This is a genomic window from Paraburkholderia sp. BR14320, assembly GCF_040948665.1.
Classification (GTDB): domain Bacteria; phylum Pseudomonadota; class Gammaproteobacteria; order Burkholderiales; family Burkholderiaceae; genus Paraburkholderia; species Paraburkholderia youngii.
The window spans coordinates 18273-38160 of record NZ_JBFPKG010000024.1 but is presented as its reverse complement, the minus strand read 5'-3'; the positions used below and the strand labels follow the sequence as shown (position 1 = coordinate 38160).

General features: G+C 64.2%; 20 protein-coding genes and 1 pseudogene. 6 read left to right on the top strand and 15 right to left on the bottom strand.

Annotation, left to right across the window (positions count from 1 at the left end; genetic code table 11):
• Window positions 1-21 precede the first annotated feature (21 nt).
• The 4 genes from AB3X89_RS21895 to AB3X89_RS21880 are packed head-to-tail and all read right to left on the bottom strand — an operon-like array spanning window position 22 to window position 3377.
• Window positions 22-786: an NTP transferase domain-containing protein gene (locus tag AB3X89_RS21895; protein ID WP_013092354.1), complete on the bottom strand. Its 765-nt coding sequence runs from the start codon at window positions 784-786 to the stop codon at window positions 22-24.
• A gap of 28 nt (window positions 787-814) precedes the next feature.
• A complete protein-coding gene (locus tag AB3X89_RS21890) occupies window positions 815-1867 on the bottom strand; it encodes a lysylphosphatidylglycerol synthase domain-containing protein (protein WP_368585131.1) in 1053 nt (350 codons plus the stop codon).
• Window positions 1864-2679, bottom strand: coding sequence for a 2OG-Fe(II) oxygenase (locus AB3X89_RS21885; RefSeq protein WP_368585130.1), 816 nt, complete (start codon window positions 2677-2679; stop codon window positions 1864-1866). The genes AB3X89_RS21890 and AB3X89_RS21885 overlap by 4 nt, the downstream gene beginning before the upstream one ends.
• Window positions 2676-3377, bottom strand: a complete 702-nt coding sequence (locus tag AB3X89_RS21880) for a CDP-alcohol phosphatidyltransferase family protein (protein ID WP_368585129.1) — start codon at window positions 3375-3377, stop codon at window positions 2676-2678. Before AB3X89_RS21880 ends, AB3X89_RS21885 begins: the two co-directional genes overlap by 4 nt.
• 241 nt (window positions 3378-3618) lie before the next feature.
• On the opposite strand from AB3X89_RS21880, the gene AB3X89_RS21875 reads away from it, so the two are divergent.
• A complete protein-coding gene (locus AB3X89_RS21875) occupies window positions 3619-4050 on the top strand; it encodes a hypothetical protein (RefSeq protein ID WP_368585128.1) in 432 nt (143 codons plus the stop codon).
• 250 nt (window positions 4051-4300) lie between these two features.
• Here the strand turns inward: AB3X89_RS21875 and AB3X89_RS21870 are convergent, their stop codons facing one another.
• Both AB3X89_RS21870 and AB3X89_RS21865 read right to left on the bottom strand, forming a co-directional pair.
• On the bottom strand, window positions 4301-4660 hold the full coding sequence (locus AB3X89_RS21870) for a hypothetical protein (RefSeq protein WP_368585127.1): 360 nt from the start codon (window positions 4658-4660) through the stop codon (window positions 4301-4303).
• A gap of 366 nt (window positions 4661-5026) precedes the next feature.
• Complete coding sequence (locus tag AB3X89_RS21865; protein ID WP_368585126.1) at window positions 5027-5563, bottom strand: hypothetical protein; 537 nt, start codon at window positions 5561-5563, stop codon at window positions 5027-5029.
• A 636-nt stretch (window positions 5564-6199) separates the two neighbouring features.
• Here AB3X89_RS21865 and AB3X89_RS21860 point away from each other — a divergent pair.
• The 3 genes and pseudogenes from AB3X89_RS21860 to AB3X89_RS21850 form a co-directional block, all read left to right on the top strand.
• Window positions 6200-7107, top strand: a pseudogene (locus AB3X89_RS21860) (porin); the annotation flags it as partial.
• A gap of 324 nt (window positions 7108-7431) precedes the next feature.
• Window positions 7432-7785, top strand: a complete 354-nt coding sequence (locus AB3X89_RS21855; RefSeq protein ID WP_368585125.1) for a hypothetical protein — start codon at window positions 7432-7434, stop codon at window positions 7783-7785.
• 148 nt (window positions 7786-7933) lie between these two features.
• Window positions 7934-8446, top strand: a complete 513-nt coding sequence (locus AB3X89_RS21850; protein WP_368585124.1) for a metal-dependent hydrolase — start codon at window positions 7934-7936, stop codon at window positions 8444-8446.
• A gap of 34 nt (window positions 8447-8480) precedes the next feature.
• Here the strand turns inward: AB3X89_RS21850 and epsC are convergent, their stop codons facing one another.
• Together epsC and AB3X89_RS21840 are read right to left on the bottom strand one after the other, a co-directional pair.
• Window positions 8481-9407 carry a serine O-acetyltransferase EpsC gene (gene epsC, locus AB3X89_RS21845; RefSeq protein ID WP_368585196.1) on the bottom strand — a complete coding sequence of 309 codons (927 nt, stop codon included), beginning with the start codon at window positions 9405-9407 and terminating at the stop codon, window positions 8481-8483.
• A gap of 137 nt (window positions 9408-9544) precedes the next feature.
• Complete coding sequence (locus tag AB3X89_RS21840) at window positions 9545-9778, bottom strand: hypothetical protein (RefSeq protein ID WP_013092363.1); 234 nt, start codon at window positions 9776-9778, stop codon at window positions 9545-9547.
• A gap of 328 nt (window positions 9779-10106) precedes the next feature.
• Here AB3X89_RS21840 and AB3X89_RS21835 point away from each other — a divergent pair, with 328 nt between their 5' ends.
• Window positions 10107-10559, top strand: a complete 453-nt coding sequence (locus AB3X89_RS21835; RefSeq protein WP_368585123.1) for a DUF3005 domain-containing protein — start codon at window positions 10107-10109, stop codon at window positions 10557-10559.
• A gap of 146 nt (window positions 10560-10705) precedes the next feature.
• Window positions 10706-11311, top strand: a complete 606-nt coding sequence (locus AB3X89_RS21830) for a short chain dehydrogenase (protein ID WP_368585122.1) — start codon at window positions 10706-10708, stop codon at window positions 11309-11311.
• Between the two features lie 3 nt (window positions 11312-11314).
• On the opposite strand, the gene araD is transcribed toward AB3X89_RS21830, so the two are convergent.
• The 7 genes from araD to AB3X89_RS21795 form a co-directional block, all read right to left on the bottom strand.
• Window positions 11315-13051, bottom strand: a complete 1737-nt coding sequence (gene araD / locus AB3X89_RS21825; RefSeq protein ID WP_368585121.1) for an L-arabinonate dehydratase — start codon at window positions 13049-13051, stop codon at window positions 11315-11317.
• Window positions 13052-13082: 31 nt separating this feature from the next.
• Complete coding sequence (locus AB3X89_RS21820; protein WP_176384963.1) at window positions 13083-14030, bottom strand: ABC transporter permease; 948 nt, start codon at window positions 14028-14030, stop codon at window positions 13083-13085.
• Window positions 14030-14917, bottom strand: a complete 888-nt coding sequence (locus tag AB3X89_RS21815; RefSeq protein WP_368585120.1) for an ABC transporter permease — start codon at window positions 14915-14917, stop codon at window positions 14030-14032. The genes AB3X89_RS21820 and AB3X89_RS21815 overlap by 1 nt, the downstream gene beginning before the upstream one ends.
• Window positions 14914-15993, bottom strand: a complete 1080-nt coding sequence (locus AB3X89_RS21810; protein WP_368585119.1) for an ABC transporter ATP-binding protein — start codon at window positions 15991-15993, stop codon at window positions 14914-14916. Before AB3X89_RS21810 ends, AB3X89_RS21815 begins: the two co-directional genes overlap by 4 nt.
• A 170-nt stretch (window positions 15994-16163) precedes the next feature.
• Complete coding sequence (locus AB3X89_RS21805; RefSeq protein WP_368585118.1) at window positions 16164-17333, bottom strand: ABC transporter substrate-binding protein; 1170 nt, start codon at window positions 17331-17333, stop codon at window positions 16164-16166.
• 252 nt (window positions 17334-17585) lie between these two features.
• Window positions 17586-18530 (bottom strand): SMP-30/gluconolactonase/LRE family protein, encoded by a 945-nt coding sequence (locus tag AB3X89_RS21800; RefSeq protein WP_368585116.1) that lies wholly within the window; start codon window positions 18528-18530, stop codon window positions 17586-17588.
• Window positions 18527-19516: a dihydrodipicolinate synthase family protein gene (locus AB3X89_RS21795; protein WP_368585115.1), complete on the bottom strand. Its 990-nt coding sequence runs from the start codon at window positions 19514-19516 to the stop codon at window positions 18527-18529. Before AB3X89_RS21795 ends, AB3X89_RS21800 begins: the two co-directional genes overlap by 4 nt.
• Between the last annotated feature and the right edge of the window lie 372 nt (window positions 19517-19888).

Below are 19888 nucleotides of genomic sequence, written 5' to 3'. Positions count from 1 at the left end.
CGCTGGCGCGCGGCGGAAGCTTTAGCGCGATGCGCTGACGAGCGGCTGCAACTGCGGCAGGATTTCGTCGGCCGCGCGCGCGACGTCGTTCGGGAAGTCGATCTCGATCCACGGCGCGCCGGTCACGTCGGCCGTGTCGAATACCTGGCTGCGCTCGAGCAGCAGGTCGCGCACCGCCTCTTCGTGCGGCATGTTCGCGCGGCCGCTGTCGATATAGCCGGCGACGATCTGCGTAAAGCGTCGCGCGGTTTCCTCGCGGAAGCGGAAGAAGCCGACCGATTCGCCGATCGTGTCGAACTCCAGATTGACCGCGAGCTGCTTGCGCAATTCGACCGGCACGCCGTCCTTCAGGCACAGCTTGACCGGCTCGTCGCCCGCTTCGAAATCGCGGTCGATCAGCAGACGGTTGACCGACTCGCCCGCCACCAGCGCGTTCAGGATGCGCTCGTCGTACAGCACGTCGGCGTCCATCAGCAGCACGTCGCCGCCGCGCGTCAACGCGTCGGCAACCGTATGCACGGTCAGCACGCTGCCCAGATCGAAACGCGGATTGAGCACGGTCTCGACCTTATGCGGCCAGTTGATGCGCGCGAGTTCCGCCTGCACGGATTCCGGCTGGAAACCAAGCGCCAGCACGACGTCGGTCACGCCGGCGGTTTCGAGCATCTGCAGATGCCGTTCGAGCAGGCTCATGCCGTCGAACTGCAACAGGCATTTCGGAAACTGGGCTTGCGGCGGCTGCTGGAGACGCAGGCCGAGGCCCGCTGCGAGAATGATGGCGCGCATGCGCGGTCCTTTGAAAAAAGTACGGAGGTCAATCGGCAACCGGCACACGCCGCGGGGCGCGCCGACGTTGCCAGCTTCGTTCGCTGAAGTGCAATACCAGCAGGCCCGGCAGGCCCAGCAGGATTTCACGCGCACGCTTGGCGAGCGACAACGCCAGCGCCGCGTCGGGCGGCAAACCCACCAGCGGCGCGAGCAGCAGATAGCCGCCCTCCTGCACGCCGAGCGAGCCCGGAATCATGAAGGCCGCGCCGCGAATCGCCTGGCCGATGCTTTCCAGCAGCAGCGCGTCGATCCAGCCGACCGGATGGCCGAGAAAACGCAGCGCGAGCCAAACCTCGACCGTGCCGACGACCCAGCCGACGAGGCTCAGCGCAAAGCTCGCCGCCACGCGGCCGCGCTCGCGGTACAGCGACTGCACGGCGGCATCGACGGCTTCCGCGCGCGTCATCAGAGACGACCAGTCGCGCTTGCCGAACACCTTCGACACCACGGCGAGCAGACGGCCGAACAGGCCGCGCCGCTGCGCGAAATAAAACCCGGCGATCAGCGCGCCGAGCACGCAGGTCGCGATCAGCGTCGCGGTGCGCAGGTCGTGCAGCGTGCCGTGCGCGGCGTAGGCGCCGAACATCGCGAGGCCGCCGAGCGCGAACACGATTTGCGCGAGCGCCTGCCAGGTCGTGCTGACTGTGATCGCGGCGGCCGCGTCGCGCAGCAGCATGCCGCGCTGCGACAGTTGCCGCACCATCACCACCGGACCGCCGATCTGTCCAGCGGGCAGCAGGCTATTCACCGATTCGCCGATCCAGCGCGCGGACAGCGCATCGCGCAGCGAGAGTCCGGCTCGCGCGCGGCTTGCCGGACCTTCATGCGCGCCGTCATGGGACGGGTGGGCGCGCTTGAACAGCACCGCGATCGCGGCCGCATCGATCAGGAGCGGCACCACGTGGAACGCGGCGACGACCGCGAGCCCCCAGCCGGCTGCGAGCAAGGTCGACGCCACCGAGCCGAAGCCCTGCCACGCGAGCAGGCCGACGAACAGCGCCGAGCCGATCGACAGCAGAAGCAGCGCGGCGCGACTCATGCGGCGTCCTTGCCGCGCGAGGCCATCTGACGGAACACCTGACGGAAACCGAAGTACGCGATTGCGTCCTTCATGTTCGAAACGAAGCGGCGCCACGGCCGCATATTGGGATCGGTGACGTATTCGAACGTCAGCGACACGCGCATCTCGTTCGGGCCGGCCGGCGTAATGCGATGCCGCAGCTTGTCGCCATCGAAAAACACGAGGCCGCCCGGTGGAATCTGCACCGAGCCCGGCTGGTCCGGCACCTGCGGATTGCGGGTATGCAGTTCGTAGTCGAGCCGGCACGACGATTCGTCGATCACGCCGAGCAGCAGCGTGTAGCGGCGCCCGTCGTAATACGAAGTATCGTAGTGCCAGCCGATATGGTCGCCGGGGCGCGTGTAGTAGTAGAGCGCGTACGCGTGCGGATCGTCGGCGGGCGACACCTGCAACTGGTCGCCGCTCAGCTGCTCGAGCCAGCCGATCAACTCCTTCGAGCGATACAGCTCGGCGATGAACGGCGCGAGACGGTCGATCGTATGGCGGCTGACACTGCCGCCCTGTTTGTGGCCCGGCAGATAGTTGCGGTTCACCTCGTCGAGCAGCGAGCGCGCGCTGTGAACCAGTTGCGCGGTGACTTCCGGCGCGAGGAAATCTTCCAGATACAGAAACGCGTCCTGCGCGGCGAAGTCCTTGCGCAGACGCGCGTTGTCGAACGTGCGGGTACGGCTTGCGACCGCGCGGTCGGCATCGGGCGCGGGCGTGAGCGCCGCGACGGGCGTGCCTGTCGACACGGGCGCGATCACGTCGTCTTCGGCGTGCAGATTCATTTGCCGGCCCACTGTTGACTGGTTTCGGAAGCGCTGGGGGCCTTGGCCGTCGGGTGAGCGCTGCGGCGCGCGACGCGCCAGTAGTCGATCACCACCCAGGCGGCGAACAGCGGCGCGCCGATCGACGCGATCACCACGAACGGCGCGACGACATTCGTCAGCGTGACGATGGGCAACAGGTAGAGCACGTCCTCGGTTTCGAAGCCCCCCACCGACGCCTGCTTCGTGCCGGCCTTGCCGACCATTTTCTCGATCCGCATGCGCAAAAAGAAGATCAGGGCAACCGCGACACCCGCAACCGCGCCGAGCGCGCCGGGAGCGAACTTCAAAGCATCGATCTGCGCACCGCCGACACCGATACCCATGCCGACGAACAGCATCACGGTCACGAGCGCATCGCAGGCGAGGTCGTAAAAATGACCGATACGGCTCGACTTGCCGCCGACGCGCGCGAGTTCGCCGTCCGTGTGATCGACGAAATTGGACAGAACGATCAGAAGTGCGCCCGCATTGGCCCACGCGAATCCCCCATGCGCAAGGCACAGCGCGCCTGCGACGCCGATCAGCAGGCGCAGCGTGGTCAAATGATTCGGGGTGACCCAGGTATCGATTAGCGGTGTCACGAGCCGGCGGGCGAGCCGGGCGTCCCACGTACGTGGAGGCGGGACGTTTATTGGAGGTCGGGGTTGCGAAGTCATAAGGCGGAAATATATACGGGATTCTGAAAGCTTGCTGTTCTGTCGTATATTTCCCCGCAATTTCGCAGATACCGTTCGTGTGTTCGCCACAAAGCGGAATTCGCCGAATCGCTGTAAAGTGCGAATCCAGTTGTGCCAGTCACGTGGAATCTGTTCGATGTGCAGCACCGTTAGCTCCCTCCGGGGGATGGCGCAGTGGTTGCTAATCCACGACATCGACTGTGGACGCCCGCCTACACTCATGAACCGTTTTCTTGCCCCTCTGCTGTTTGCCGCAGCCGCCGCGCTGCCGCTGTCCTCGTTCGCCGTGGAGCTCGACGCGCCACTGGTATGCAATGAGAGCGGCCACCAGTTCATTGCTGATCTGATGCAGCAGCAACTGATCAACCCGAAGCCAAGTCACGTCGAAAGCAACTCGATCAACGCGTTCTCGCCGATGCCGGGTGCGCATCTGACCGCGTTCGGTTTCCGCGTATTCGCGGTGGTGGGCTTCGAAAAAGACGACCCGATGTTCCGGGTCGGCGACGGCGAACCGGTCGCGCAGTCCGCGTATGGCGCCGTCGTGTTCGGCGGCGACGACAAGGTTAAAAGCGCACTCGAGAACGCCGGCAGCACGGCGATCGTGCATCACGTCGCGCCACTGATCACCGCGATTTTTTGCAAGCGCAACTAGGCGGTGGCGGCACGCGCTGGCTGCGGCCATCGGTATTGAGATAGCTCCGAGCAGGGGTTGGCACGGTACAATTGCCGCAGATAGATTTTTCGGGGCTCCGCAAGGGCGTCTATCTGCCTCCTGGTCAACAGGGTCCAGCCGTGCTGGTTACGTCGGTCGCACCGATCAAGCGCTCCCGCGAAGTCATGAGGCCCCCGCGCGGGACCTCACCTGTTTCTGGCCAGGCCACTCTCACACATCCAGTTCTTTTCTAGTGCCGACTCAGGCTCGGGTCGCGGATCGATTCGCCTCTCAAAATCTCGGCCGCCATCACGCGAAATCGCACGATGCTCCGGCGGTTGCGAGGAATATCCGGCTTGCCTGCCGCTTGCGGGCTGCCCGGGGTGCGCACATACGCGCTCTCGATCACGAGCCGCAGTTGCGCTGCCGCCGCCCTGCGCAAACGGAAAAACACCTCGTACTCGACCGTTTCGCCACGATCATCGATATCTTCGATCACGAGCCAGTTGGAGCGGCCAGTGAAATAGCACCGCCGTTCTGCCAACTGCGCGATGATCGCCGGCAGCTTGAGCGACCAGCGGTGTCGGTCGGGGCAAAACGCGCGCGCCACATTGCGATGATCGAATATTGTGCGCGCGTCGCCGAGCACTTCGAAATCGAGTGGCCCGGTCGCGCCCGCTCCCAAACGACACGCAATGTGACGTGTATTCGACGTGGACCGTTGCCGTCACTGCAGGAAATCGCTGCGAGGCGGGAATCGCGAAAGTGAACGCGCTGGCAAGCAGATGAGCGAGGTCATAGCGAACGTTCGCCACGTCGATAAAACCCTCGTCGCAAAATCAAAACCCATTTCAAGTCCACCTCGCGAGGCCGCCAAAGGAGACCGCAAATTATCGCGAGATTCCCGTTCGCTGGCTCCTCAGCCGGATGGCCTAAGACGATCCGATCACGACGCAACCGCGCCTACAACCGCCGCTTACCCCGGCCGGCGAAACTCGTTCGCCACCCACGCGGCGGCGCTCGCCTTGCTGAGCTTGAAGGTCGGCGCAACCTGCACCTGCGCGATCTGCTCGCCGAAAATATCGAGCGCGCTCAACAGCGCGTACGGCTCGTCCTCGTCCGGAACGATGTCGAGCGTGATGTCGAGTTCGTCGTTGCCGTCCGCGCTCGGCACGCGCACCGCCTTGTGCAGTTGCGCGCGCAGTTGCTGCTCGTGGCGACGCAGCACTTCCGCCGCGGTTTTCACCAGCGTGTTGAACGCCGATACGTCGAGCGGCTTCGGATCCTTCTTGTTGCGACCCATCGTCCAAGGTCCGACGAGCGCGGGCTCCGCCTCGCCGTCCTTGATCATTTCGACGGCCCAGCCTTCGTCGTCTTCGTTCTTGATGATGCGCGCGGTCCAGCCGTTATCGCGCCACAGACGCTCTTCATGCACGCTTTCGTCCGGTCCGGACGAGTCGTCGGCCAAGGACCCGGCATTCGTGTCGGTCGAGGGAAAGGGCGTGTCGTTCATCACAGGTTCACTCACTTCGCGGGGCGCACAAACAGATTACGAACCCGCGATTCTACCTGCCCGGCCCGCTTCGCCCCGCGCGCTCTGACGAACGGACAAGGCGCGTTCGGAACGGCGAAGCCGCTCGAGCGGTGAAAAATTCTATTTACCCTTACGCGACAATGTATAAGACCGCTTTAAACGTCAGATAAAAAAACGCGGCCCGAAAGCCGCGTGTAAAAATGAAAAAGACACCCTTTGGTCGAAGGGGTCTATGGAAATTATAAGTGGCATCCCATCGCGATTTAACGCTTTCTACGTAAGACTGCGTTGCACAAAATGGTGGGAATCGGTGCCAATGCGCGCATCCGGTGCGCGCCGGGAAGCCTTTGCGTCGTAACCGTCCGGCAACATCGTGGCTTCACATCGCAGCCGCCCATTCGTCATTAAAAATGATTTGCTTTTGGCGACCTGCACTTACACGATTAATTCACATAATCCCGGCTTCGAAAATAAACTGTTGTAATTCGCGTAATTAAATATCTGCATAGCGGCAATTACACTTCACCGGAAATCGTCAGTCAACATGCCGAGTCATCCCTGAGTGAATCCCGAACATGCAAAGAACTCTCATCACGGCAGGCTTGCCGCACGCCGTTGAACAATGGCCAGAACACCGAAAGCAGTACGATGTTCAATTGCCAGGCGTTCGTCGGCCTGAAGAGCGATCAGTTCGGCACGCTGACGCTCGGCCGCCAGTACGACTCGGTCAGCGACTACCTGGCGCCGCTATCGGAAGCGGGCGGGGGCTACGGCAATAATCTCGCGGCCCACCCGTTCGACAACGACAATCTTTCCGGCTCGTTCTCGATCAGGAATGCCGTCAAGTACTCGAGCGCGAACTACGCGGGCCTGAAGTTCGGCGGCCTGTACGGTTTCAGCAACGCGGCCGGCCAGTTCGCCAACAATCGAGCATGGAGAGCGCGGGTGCTTCGTACGACAACGGTCCGTTGAGCCTGGCCGCTGCCTATCTGCAGTTGAACAACTCGGGCAGCTCGAATCTGAACGGCGCCGTGTCGCAAGGAAACGGCACCGCGGCAATCGCGGCCGATCTGCAACGCACGTTCGGCGCGGGCATCAACTACTCTTACGGGCCGGCCACCGCGGGCTTCGTCTATACACATACGCAACTCGACGGCATCACCGGCGTGAACGTCGGCGGCGCGACGCTGCCTGGCATTGCGGGCACCAACCTGCATCTGGACAACTATGAAGTGAACGGCCGGTATGCGCTGACGCCGGCAGTGAACCTCGCCGCGTCGTACACGTTCACCGACGGCAAGGTGAGCGGCTCCAACGGCTCGGGCGATCCGAAGTGGCACACCGTGTCGCTGCAAGGCGATTACTCGCTGAGCAGGCGCACCGACGTGTATATCGAAGGCGTGTACCAGCATGCGTCGGGCGCACTCGGCAACTTCGGCGCGAACGTCGCGGCGATCAATACGCTTGCGCCGTCGTCGACCGGCAATCAGGTGGCCGCGGCAGTCGGTGTGCGGCATCGCTTCCGACGGCGGTTCTTCGCCCGCTCCGTGCAGGCATGGCGGCGCGCGGCCATCCCTCCGCGCCGCGGTCGAACCCGCGCGTGACACGATCACGTCGCGGGTTTTTTCATGGGCCTTACGGTTTGCCGTCAGACCAATAAACCCTTCGCCGCGCTAGTGACGACCTCGACGCATGCTCGGTATACTGCCCCGGCCGCCGTGCGACGCCGCGAAAGCGCGCCGCCTGCACGGTAGCTTCGTCGCGAAGCATCGCGCTGTCCGCCAGCGCACGCGCTTCGCCCGCGCCTCACCTTCCCATGCATGACCGGGAACGCCGACGATCGGATCATGAAAAGACTTCTCCTGCTTGTCCCCACTGTCGCCCTCACTGCCACCCTCGCCGCTTGCGGTTCGTCGGGCGGCCCCGCGCGCGATGCGTCCGCGCCGCTCGTGTACGTGTCGTCCTCACGCACGCCTGCGTCCATCGCTGCCTGTCTCGAAGACCGTCTGCCGCGCGTGCGTACCGCGCACACCGGCGCCGCGACCGAACTCGCGGTCGGCGCCGATTCGCACAACTCGTACTTCGTCACGCTGACCCCGCTCAACGGCAGCACGGTCATCAAGGTCATGCATCCGGCCAATGCGCCCGACGATCCGCCCGAAGAGGAAATGCGCTTCGATATCGCGCGCTGCGCGACCTGAGCGGCGCGGCGCACCTGAACGCCGTGCGCACGATTCACGGAAGGCCGATGCGCGATTTTTATCTCGCGCATCGGCTATTTTTTTACGCGCTCATCTGCGAACATAGCCGCCCTTTGTTTTTGGCGCGGCACCTGTGCCGTGAGTGTCGATGGCATCCAGCAAAGCGCATCATGCGACCGGTTTCGCAGCCGGCATCATCGCGGCGGCGATCGTCGCGCGCAGCGGCGGCGGTCCGTTTCACGCTGGCGTGCTGCTGAGCTTCATCGCCGGCGTGGCCGGCAGCACCGCGCCGGACTGGCTCGAAGTTGCATGGTGGTCGCGCGCGCGGCGGCTGTGGATCACGCATCGCACGTTGACGCATTGGGGCATCGGCTGGCTCGCGCTGCTCGCGGCGTCGTATTACATGCTCGGACATTCGATCTACGCGGCGCCCGCGTTCGGCTTCGCGTGCGGCGGCCTGATGCATCTGCTCGCCGACTGGCCGAATCCGCTCGGCGTGCCGTGGATCGCCGGGCGACATTCGTTGAATCTATGGAATAGCGGGCACTGCGATCTGATCGTCGTCGCCGCGTCGTGGGTGGCCGCGTGGTTCATCGGCGAGCATGTGTGGCTGCATGGCATGCATGCGTTGCCGTGGATACGCCATTGGCCGATCAGCTAGCGCAGCGATGCAGCCGGCCGCGGCCGGGCGGGCATCACTGCCGCCCGTTGTCGGTGCGCTCTCCTTCGCGGATCTTGCCTTGCGATACGCTGCTGCCCGGCGGCACGCTATGCGTGAGCCACACGTTGCCGCCGATCACCGATCCGCGCCCGATCGTCACGCGTCCGAGAATCGTCGCGCCCGCGTAGATCACGACGTCGTCCTCGACGATCGGATGCCGCGCGTTGCCCTTGATCAGCGTGCCGTCCTCGTCGGCCGCGAAACTCTTTGCGCCGAGCGTGACCGCCTGGTACAAGCGCACGCGCTCGCCGATGATCGCGGTCTCGCCGATCACCACGCCGGTGCCGTGATCGATGAAGAAGCTCGGCCCGATCGTCGCGCCCGGGTGAATGTCGATGCCGGTCGCCGAGTGCGCGATCTCGTTGATGAAGCGCGCGAGCAGCGGCACGCCGAGCCGATGCAGCGCATGCGCGAGCCGGTGATGCGTCATCGCCCACACGCCCGGATAGCACAGCAGGATTTCGGTGATGTGCTGCGCGGCGGGGTCGCCGGTGTACGCAGCCTGGATGTCGCTGACGAGCAGCGCGCGGATGCCCGCCAGCTGCGTCGCGAACTCGCGCGCCACTGCGAACGCGCGCTCGCGCAACTCGGCGTCGGGCGTCGCGCCGAACTCGGGCAGGAAGCGCAGCGCGCGGCGAATCTGTTCGGCGAGCAGCCGCAACGTGCTTTCGAGCGTATGGCCGACGTAGTAGTCGACCGTCTCGTCGGTTAGATCGGGCGCGCCGTAGTGCGTCGGAAACATCGCGGCGCGCAAACCGGTCACGATACTGACCACCGCTTCGCGCGATGGCAATTCGCGAATGCCGAGCGGATGCCGCGTGCGATGCAATTGCTCGCGCGAGGCGCGCAGGTCGGCGACGATCTGTTCAAGGCCCCAGTTCGGGGAAGGCTCGTTGGGCATAAGGGACGGCGTCGTGCAGCGTGCACGGTTCAAAGTGGTTATCCAGCAGAGATTACCGCGTTTTAACGCTGCCCGCCCGGCAGCGCGCAGACCGGCCCGGATTCAATGCGTCGGCACGCGCGCATCGTTCCCTGACTTCAGATTGTCAGACTGCTCGCGTCGATCCAGCGCACTGCCCAATCGCGCGCATGCGCGATCGCGGCGGCTTCGTCGGAGAAGCGCAGTTCCGTGGGGAAGAAACGGTTGGCGACCAGTTCGCCGTCGCTCGAGCGCGAGATCACCACATACGGTTGCCAGGAGCCGTCGCCCGAGCGCGCCGGTTCGCAATTCAATAGATAGCCGCGATGTGTGAATGCAGCATCGAAGTGCATGAGTCACCCGCCCCTGAAGCCCCGTAACATTTTCTCAGTCGCGCGGCCATTTGTTTGTTAATTTTTTCCGACCATGCTGAACAGCCGGAGCATGCCGCCAATTTATCCGCGCGTCGGTCGCAGGAGTAGAATCATACTCTGTAGGAAATACGCGTCCATTAAAAAAAATGAAATGAATCGCGCACGTCATCGCCATTCAATCGCGAGGCAACGCCACTCGCATCGAATCTTGGCGGACAACGCATCGCGACTCCCGCGCACAGCGGCGCCGTGTCTGTCGGAACGGCTTTTGCTCTTTTCTTCGAATGTCCTCTTCAGGAGATGCACGATGAACAGCGCGATCAGCAAACCCGAAAACGCCGGCACGAAACCAGACCCGAAGGACCCGCCAACCACGGACCTGCACAACGATCGCACGCATGACAGCACCGTCGACACCGACGGCAAGAACCACGAAGCGGCCCGTCTGGCGGGCCACGGCGCGATCTCGCCCGACGAAATCACAACCAGCAATGCAACGCTCGAGAACAGCGTGCCCGAGGCGCTCGACGGCATGGCCGGCTTCGACAGCCGGCTCGGCGGCAACCATCTGCTGCTCGCGCTCCAGCCCGGCTATGCGGTGATCGACAAGGGCATGGCGGAGCCGCTCGCCGTCTACTCGGCCGACAACCAGTACAACGACCCGCGTCCGGTCGGACAGCGCCAGGAGCGCGGGCGCATTCACTACGCGCTCAATCATTTGCGACCCGCGCGCGTTATCGAATTACACCGCGTGAAATAGGCGGACGCGCGTATCATCCCTTTATACGCGCGCGTTTGAATTACCGCGTTTATTCCGATTAAATCAGGCATTCACGTAGCACGCACCGTTTTATTCTGGTGCGTGCTTTGCTTTGTTTAACGTTGGTTCGTTTAACGGAGTTGCGGATGAAAAGGATCGTCGTCATCGGTGCCACGGGCACGCTGGGCCAGGCCGTCAGCGCGGAGTTGAAGGCGCGTCACGAGGTGATCGAAGTGGGCGCGACGCGCGGGCAATATCACGTCGACAGCACGGAGCCCGCGAGCGTCGAGCGGCTGTTTCGCGACATCGGCAAGGTGGACGGCGTCGTCACCGCGACCGGCCACGTGCATTTCGGTCCGCTCGCGCAAATGAGCATCGAGCAGTTCTGGGTCGGGCTGCGCGACAAGCTGATGGGCCAGATCAACGTCGTGTTCGCGGCGCTGCCGTATGTGAACGACGGCGGTTCGTTCACGCTGACGAGCGGCATTCTGGCAGACGAACCGATCGCGCAGGGCGCGAGCGCGACGACCGTCAATCTCGCGCTGGAAGGCTTCGTGCGTGGCGCGGCGATCGAGATGCCGCGCGGGCTGCGCATCAACCTCGTGAGTCCGACCGTGCTGACCGAATCGATGGAGGCTTATGCGCCGTTCTTTCGCGGCTTCGAGCCCGTCAGTGCGCAACGCGCGGCGCTTGCGTATCTGCGCAGCGTGGAAGGCGCGCAGACGGGGCGCGTGTATCGCGTCGGGTATTGAGCGTCAGTGAATTTCCGGCTCGCCCGAGCTCTCGGGACTCGCGCCGCCACGCTGCAGGAAGTCGAAATCGCAGCCTTGGTCCGCCTGCATCACGTGCGCCTGATGCAGGGCGCCATAGCCGCGCTCGAAGCGCGCCGCCGGTTTGATCCACGCGGCCTTGCGGCGCGCGAACTCTTCGTCCGATATCAGCAGATTCAGCCTGCGGCGCGGCACATCGAGCTCGATCAGATCGCCGTTTCGCACCAACGCCAGCGGCCCGCCGACGAACGCCTCGGGCGCCACGTGCAGCACGCACGCACCATAGCTCGTGCCGCTCATCCGCGTGTCGGAGATGCGCACCATGTCGCGCACGCCTTTTTGCAGCAGCTTGCGCGGGATCGGCAGTTGCCCCCACTCGGGCATGCCCGCACCGACCGGCCCCGCGTGCTGCAGCACCAGCACGCAGCTTTCGTCGATGTCGAGCGCGTCGTCGTCGATGCGTGCGGCCATGTCGTTGTAGTCGCTGAACACGACCGCGCGGCCCGTATGCACGAGCAGATGCGGCTCGGCCGCGCCGGGCTTGATCACCGCGCCGCGGGGCGCGAGATTGCCGCGCAGCACCGCGAGGCTGCTGTCGCGCAGTAGCGGATTCGTGCGGCGGCGGATCACGTCGTCGTTAAAAATCTGCGCGCCCGCGAGGTTCTCGCCGAGCGTGCGGCCGTTCACGGTTTTCTGCGAACCGTCGATCAGCTCGCCCAGTTCCGCGAGCAGCGCGCGCAAACCGCCCGCGTAGAAAAAGTCCTCCATCAGATAGGCGCCGGTCGGCCTGATGTTCGCGAGCACGGGCGTGCGGCGCGCGATCTCGTCGAAGCGATCGAGCGTCAACTCGATGCCCGCGCGCCGTGCAAGCGCGATCATATGGACGACCGAATTGGTCGAGCCGGACAGCGCGACGCAAGTCGTCACCGCGTTATCGACCGAGGCCGCGGTGATCAGGTCCGACGGCTTCAGATCCTCCCACACCATCTCGACGATACGCATGCCGGTTTTCGCGGCCATCTGCGCATGACGCGAATCGGCCGCGGGCGTCGACGCGAAGCCGGGCAGCGTGAAGCCCAGTGCTTCGGCCGCGCTGGTCATCGTCGACGCGGTGCCCATCGTCATGCAGTGCCCCGGCGAGCGCGCGATGCCGCCCTCGACGCCCTGCCACTCTTCCGGCGTCAGCGTACCCGCGCGCAGGTCGGCCCAGTATCGCCATGAGTCGGAACCCGAGCCGAGCGTCACGCCATTCCAGTTGCCGCGCAGCATCGGGCCGGCGGGCAGAAAGATGGCGGGCAGATCCATCGAGATCGCGCCCATCAGTAGCGCGGGGGTGGTCTTGTCGCAGCCGCCCATCAGCACGACGCCGTCGGCGGGATACGAGCGCAGCATCTCCTCGGCCTCCATCGCGAGGAAATTGCGGTACAGCATCGTGGTGGGCTTCTGGAACGGCTCGGACAGCGTCTGCACAGGCAACTCGATCGGGAAGCCGCCGGCCTGCCAGATGCCGCGTTTCACTTCCTCGACGCGCTGCTTGAAATGCGTGTGGCACGGATTGATCTCGCTCCACATGTTGAGAATCGCGATGACCGGCTTGCCCGCGTATTCCTCCCGGTTGTAGCCCATCTGCGCGGTGCGCGAGCGGTGGCCGAACGAACGCAGATCGTTCGCGCCATACCAGCGATGACTGCGCAATTCCTCGGCGGTCTTTCTCTTCGTCAACGTCTACTCCACGATTGACGCCGACCACGCGTCAGCGCCGCTGTTCCTTTACGCGAGACACGATCTGCGTCGGGCTCACGAATTGTAGTGCGATCAGCACCCAGATCAACGTGATCGCCATATAGATCATCGCCATCGCATCGATCGATTGCGGCGCGCGCACGCCGGTCGAAAACACAGCGTAATACAACGCGACCACCAGCGTTTGCGTGGCAGGACCGGCCGTAAAGAACGTCAGCTCGAACATGCCGATCGTACGCACCAGCACGAGCAGCCCTGCGGCCAGCATACCCGGCACGAGCAGCGGCAGCAGCACGTAACGGAAGTAGCGGAACGTGTTTGCGCCGAAAATGCGCGCGGCCGCTTCGAGATTCGGATCGATCTGCTCGATGAACGGTGTCATCACCAGAATCACGAATGGCAGCGCCGGTACGAGGTTCGCAAGAATCACACCCCATAGCGTGCCGGCGAGGCCGACCTTGTACATCACGGTCGCCATCGGAATGCCGTAGGTGACGGGCGGCACCATCAACGGCAGCAGAAAGATCAGCATCGCAAGGCGCTTACCGCGGAATTGCACGCGCGCGAGCGCATACGCGGCAGGCACGCCGAGCAGCACCGACAGCAGCACGACCGCGCCGACCACCTGCACGGTCACCCACAGCACGCTCGCGAGCTGAAAGTCGCTCCACGCCTGCGCATACCAGTGCAGCGTGAAACCTTGCGGCAACGCGGTGCCGAACCAGCGCGTCGCGATCGAATTCACCGCGACCGTCGCAATCAGCAGCACGACGTTGATCAGGAAAAACGCCATCACGGCCCACACCAGCACCTGCCAGATGCGGCCCGGCAGGTTCGCGCGCTGACGCGCGTGTTGCGCGGGCTCGCGGGCGCCATCGCCCGGCTGCGGCGCCGCGGATGCGGAAGCGGAGGTGGACGCGGGCCAGTCGGGCTGCGTCGCGCGACGATCGGTCGTCATCAGCCTTTGCCTCCCGTCACGGGACCACGATAGAACCAGCGGCGCGCGCCGAGCAGCGCGGCGACCACCAGCAGTTGCACGAAGCCCATCACCATCGCGATCGCCGACGCCAGCGAATAGTCGTAGCTCTCGAACGCGGCTTCGGCCGCGGCAATCGACATCACGCGCGTCGGACCCGCGGGCGCGCCGAGCAGCACCGCCGACGGAAACACCGAGAACGCCTGCACGAACGACAAACATGCGGCCATCGTGAGCCCCGGCACGAGCAGCGGGAAATAGATGCGGCGAAACTGCTGCCACGGACTCGCGCCGAGCGTCGCCGCCGCGCTCGCGAGTGTCGGGTCGATGCCGGTCACGTACGACAGCGTCAACAGAAACGCGAACGGAAAGCCCGACACGATCAGCGACAGCAGCACGCCCGTGAAGTTGTGCGTGAGCCGCACCTCTTGCGTGTACAGATGCAGCGCCTGCAACGCCTGCGGCAGCCAGCCGTGGGGACCGAAATACGTGAGCATGCCGTCGGCGATCAGCACGGTGCCGAGCGTCACCGGAATCACCAGCAGCGTCGTGACGATCTTCTGATAACGCGAGTAGCGGCGCAGCGCAAAGGCGACCGGCACCGACACGCCGACATTGATCAGCGTGGCCGGCACCGACAGCTTCAGCGTGACGAGAATCGTCGGCCACATCGACGTGTCGGTGAAGAACGTCAGATAGTTGGCCCATAGACCGCCGCCGTTCATCGGCCGGAACGACAGCGCGAGACCGTACGCGAACGGATAGATGAACAGCGCGACGATAAAGAGCAGCGCCGGCGCGACGAGCCAGGCCTTGGCATCGCGCGGCGCGCGGGGAGTAAGCGGGAGGACGAGCGTCGGCGTGTTCATGCGGCCTCGGCATCGTAGACGAGCACGCACGACGGCCGCACGCGCAGCATGATGCGCTCACCCTCCGCGCATTCACCGGTTACGCGCGCCCACACGTCGCCGAACGCGGTCTTCACGCGCAGCAGCGAATCGTGCCCACCGTATTCGACGGCGTCGATCAGCGCCTCGAACGCGTTGTCGGCGCCGGGCTGGGCACGTTCCATGTCTTCGGGGCGCAGCGCGACGCTCACGCGCTTGCCGTCGAAGCCGGCCATCGCCGTGCCGATCAGCCGCACGCCGTTCGCACTGACCATCACGCCCTCGCCTTGCATGCCCTCCAGCGTGAACTCGGCGACGTTGCGATAGCCCATGAAGCGCGCGACATGCAGATTGCGCGGCCGCGTATAGACCTCTTTCGGCGTCGCGACCTGCTGCACGACGCCCTCCCTCATCACGACGATGCGATCGGCCATCGACAGCGCTTCGTCCTGATCATGCGTCACGTACAGCGTCGCGCGTTCGAGCTGCGTATGGATGCGGCGAATCTCCGCGCGCATTTCGATGCGCAGCTTCGTATCGAGATTCGACAGCGGCTCGTCCATCAGGATCAGTGGCGGCTCGATCACGATCGCACGCGCGATCGCGACACGCTGCTGCTGGCCACCGGACAATTGGCCGGGCAGCTTCTGCTCATGCCCTGTCAGTTGCACCAGTTTCAACGCCTCGCGTGCACGGCGCGCGATCTCGCTCTTGCCGACGCCGCGCATCTTCAGCCCGAAGCCGACGTTGTCGAGCACGCTCATATGCGGGAACAGCGCGTAGTTCTGGAACACCATGCCGAAGCCGCGCTTTTCCGGCGGCAGCACGTCGATGCGCCGCTCGTCGAGCCAGATGCCGCCGCCGGTGAGCGGCTGCAATCCGGCGATGCAGTTCAGCGCCGTCGATTTGCCGCAACCCGACGGTCCCAGCAGCGCGATGAACTCGCCGCGCCGGATCGTCAGATCGAGACCCTGCAGCGCGGCGATCGCGTGACCTTGCGCGTTCGTGAAACTGCGGCTCACCGAGTCGAGCCGCAACTGCTCAAAGTGATGCTTCATACGGTTTCCTGATCCGCGTGAGACGACGGGGGTCGCAAGTGCCGCGCGTGCGGTGCGCGCGGCGCATCAGCAGTTAAGCCGAGGCGCGGATGATCGCCGCAAACACGCAGCGCGGCGCTACCTCACGCCGCGCTGCGTTTCGCCTCGTTTTCCGTCGCAATGGTGAAGGCCTAACGGGTCTTCTGCGCGCCGATGTCGGTATCCCACTTCTTGAAGGCCGCGACCATTGCCGCCGCATTCAGCGGCATCGCATGCGGACGATCGCTCAACATCTTCGCGTATTCCGGCCGGCCATACTTTTGCAGCACCTCCTGGCTATGCGCGGGCGCCTGCTCGATCGTGACGCCCTTGATCGCCGGGCCCGGGTAGAAGTAGCCGTCGTCGTAGGTCAATGCCTGCTGCGCGGGCTCCAGCATGAAGTTCATCATCTTGTACAGCACGTCGAGCTTTTCCTTCGGCACGCCCTTCGGAACCACCATGTAGTGCGCGTCGTTGACCCACGTCATGTTGTCGAACGGCTGTACGCGGAATTCGGCCGGCACGATGCCGAGCGCGCGCGGATTGATGTCCCAGCCGGTCACGGTCACGGTCATGTCGCGCGTTCCTTCGCCCAGTTCCTTCATCACCGCCGAGGTGCCGCCCGGATAGTACGGAATGCAGTCGTTCAGCTGCTTCAGGTACGCCCACGTCTTGTCCCAGCCGTGCACCGGGTCCTGCGGGTCCTTGTCGCCGAGCACGTACGGCAAGCCCATCAGGAACGTGCGGCCAGGACCGGAATTGGCCGGCCGCGCGTAGATCAGCTTGTCGGGGTGGGCCTTGCACCATTGCAGCAGTTGCTCGGGTGTCTTCGGTGGCTCGCTGACCTTGGCCGGGTTGTATTCGAGCAGCGGACCAGCCGGCATATATGCGACCTCGAGCCCGTAGCCCTGCGCGAGGTCTTGCATCCTGCGCGGGCCCGGCGCGTACTTGTCGAGCACACTGGGGAACTGCGCCGCGTTATCGGGCAGCAGTTTGATCCACAGGTTCTGTTCGATGCCGGCCGCGAGCGCGTCGGTGCCGGTCAATACGAGGTCGATATCGGAGCGTCCCGCGGCCTGCATCGCCTTGATCTTGCCGGGCAATTGCGGCGAAGGAGCGTTCGTGAACGTGATGTTCGCGACAAGATTCGGGTTCTTGGCCTTGAACGCCTCGAAGCCCTTCTGCGTGAGTTGAAGATCGCCGGCCACGTCGACGATGTTGATCGTGACCGGATCGGCCGCGTGCGCGGCAACGGCGAACGCCGCGCTTGCGGCGATACAGACGGATACCAGCTTGAACGACAGCCTGTGCGAAACAGTCATTACGTCTCCTCGCTTCTTGGTATGGAAGCCCGCTGGTCGATGTGTTGCGTGCGGACGGTATCTTTCTACCAAGGGAACATAGCGAAGCGCAACAGCCGATGTCAAGCAAATAGTCCAGAGCGCGGGGCCTGGACGAAAACGGCTCGATTGACGTGAAATCCTTGCCGTTCAATGCCTGGTAACGCGAATTAAGGGCAAACCCGAGCATCCGCAGTGGCTGCAACACAAGTTGTCTGGTTAGCGGACAACTGCTCAACCTCCGCGCACGCCCTGCGTATTGACGAACAGCGAATACAAGCCGTGGCTCGCCGCCATGAACAGACGGTTGCGATGCCGTCCGCCGAAGCAAACGTTCGCGCAACGCTCCGGTAGCGCGATATGGCCGAGCGGCTCGCCTTGCGCGGTGAAGACGCGCACGCCGTCGAGTTCGTCGGTGCCCATCCCCCAGCCGCACCACAGATTGCCGTGCACGTCCACCCGAAAGCCGTCGGGGGTGCCCGGACCCGCATCGATCAGCACGCGGTTGTTCGACACCGTCGTGCCTTTGCCATTGGCCTCGACATCGAATACGCGGATCTTGCGCGGCTCGCCGCGCGATTGGACCACGTACAGCAGCGACTCGTCCGGCGAAAACGCGAGGCCGTTCGGGGCGAGCACGTCGTCGATGACCATCGAGACCTCGCCCGTCTGCCCGTCGATCCGATACACGCACGGCTTCAGTTCGGACTGCTGCTGCTCGCCCTCGTAGAAGCCTTCGATGCCGAAGGTCGGGTCGGTAAACCAGATCGAGCCGTCCGATTTGACGACCACGTCGTTTGGCGAATTGAAGCGCTTGCCCTGATAGCGGTCGGCGAGCACGGTGATCGAGCCGTCGTACTCGGTGCGCGTCACGCGCCGCGTCAGGTGCTCGCAACTGACGAGACGCCCTTCGCGATCGCGCGTATGGCCGTTCGCATTGTTCGACGATTGACGGAACGTGCTGACCGCGCCAGTCGTTTCGTCCCAGCGCAGGATGCGGTCGTTCGGAATATCGCTCCACAGCAGATAGCGGCCGTCGCCGAACCACACCGGCCCCTCCGACCAGCGCGTGCCCTGATACAGGCATTCGACCGACGCCGACGCGATGATCAACGACTTGAAGCGTGGATCGAACACGCGGATGGAGGGATCGGGATAGCGTCTGCTGTGATCGGTCATATGCTTGCCTGCGTGTCGGAGCGGTTCGATGGGGTGGGCGCGAACTCGCGCTCGAGAGCGAGCAGCGTGCACGCGGTCTGAGCGATCTTCGCATGATGCTCGCGCGGCGTCGAACTGAGCAGTGGCAGCAGCGGCCCCATGTCAGCGAGGCCCGTGAATGTGATCGCATCGTGCAGCACGCGGATCAGCGAGATGTCGTTACGCAGCGTTTCGAGCGGCATGAATGCATCGTACAAACGTTGGGCGGTGTCGTTGTCCGCGCTATCGGTGCCATCGGGGCTCCGGCCGCTTTGCACGGCGCGCAGCAGCGCCATGACCATGCTCGGCGCGATGCAGCCGCTACCGGTCGTCCACGCAGCGAGCCCGAATTCGCGCAGATGCACGAGCGCCGCCCGCTCGCCCATGCCCGATACGATCTTCGCGGCCGGCACCCATTGCAGCAGCCGGCGCAGATACGGATCGTCGGCGGGATCGTCGCGCGGGATCGCGTATTTGACCGCGCTCAACGTGCCACGCTCGACGAGCCGCCCGAGCGTATCGACAGCGACGTAGTTTTCGCTCTTGATATACAAGGTGAGCGGCATGCCGGCCGTGTCGGCGATCCGCGTGAGGCCCGTCTCGACGCCCTCGGACGTCGTAAAGCCGCCGAGCGGCAGCACCATCGCGGTGCGGTAACGCGTCTGCGCGAGGATGCGCGCCTGATCGAGCATCTTGCCGTAGTCGGGACCGAGCGACGGAATCACGCGTGTACCCGGACTCGCGGCCTCGGCGAGCAGGTCCAGTAGCTCGCGGTATTCGCTGACCGCGACGTGATAGAGGTTCGCGTTGCCGCCATACAGTAGCGTGCGTACGCCACCCGCTTCGATATGGCGGATCAGCGCGAGATTCTGGGCAGGGTCGAGCGTGTAGTCGGCGCGACGCGCGAGCGGCGGCACGGCCATGACCGACCCGGCGAACTCGCCGTCGCCGAGCGGAGATTCGTTCATGATGGTTGACGCGCGAAACGTGCTGGGCGGAGGTTTCACGGTAGCATCGGCATCACAATGTCGTCAAACAACCTGCGCATGGCGGTCGCACCAGCATGCCGCCGCCGGCGAATTGCCCGGGAGCCGCTCCCGAAATTTCCTTTTGTATAACAATGGAGCCGCAGCCCGCATGGAAACGGCGCAGGCGCTTTTTTGCCAAGACCGACTCGACGCGCAAATAACCCGCTTTCCCAAATAATCGAATAAATGCGATTAATTCCGAAGCACGAAAGAAATAATGCTGTCAATGAAACATATTAAAATGCGGTAGCCGGATGCGGATTAGCCGCATTTCTCGCCCGACACCCCGGGCGGGTTAAAGGTCTATTTCAA